Genomic DNA, 231 nt, shown 5'->3' with positions numbered 1-231 from the left:
ATGCGTGACGACGGATGGACGTTCCAGACGGGGGAAGATGCCACTGGCGATCTGGAAAACGGTCTCGACTTCCTCTGGCAGCTCTATGCCAAGGCGCGCCCCGACTATTCCGGCAAGGTGACCGTTCCCGTCCTCTGGGACCGGAAGGACAGCAGGATCGTCAACAATGAATCGTCAGAGATCATCCGCATCTTCAACCGGGCCTTCGACGATCTCGGCGCCACGAGTTTG

General features: G+C 59.3%; 1 pseudogene. It reads left to right on the top strand.

Features of this window, described 5'->3' with window-relative positions:
- Window positions 1-231, top strand: a pseudogene (locus CVH10_RS24885) (glutathione S-transferase family protein); the annotation flags it as partial.

This window comes from Halomonas sp. ND22Bw (assembly GCF_003011945.1).
In the GTDB taxonomy this organism is placed as follows: Bacteria; Pseudomonadota; Gammaproteobacteria; order Pseudomonadales; family Halomonadaceae; genus Halomonas; species Halomonas halophila.
The sequence above is the reverse complement of the archived record's forward strand: the minus strand, read 5'-3'. Positions and strand labels throughout refer to the sequence as shown.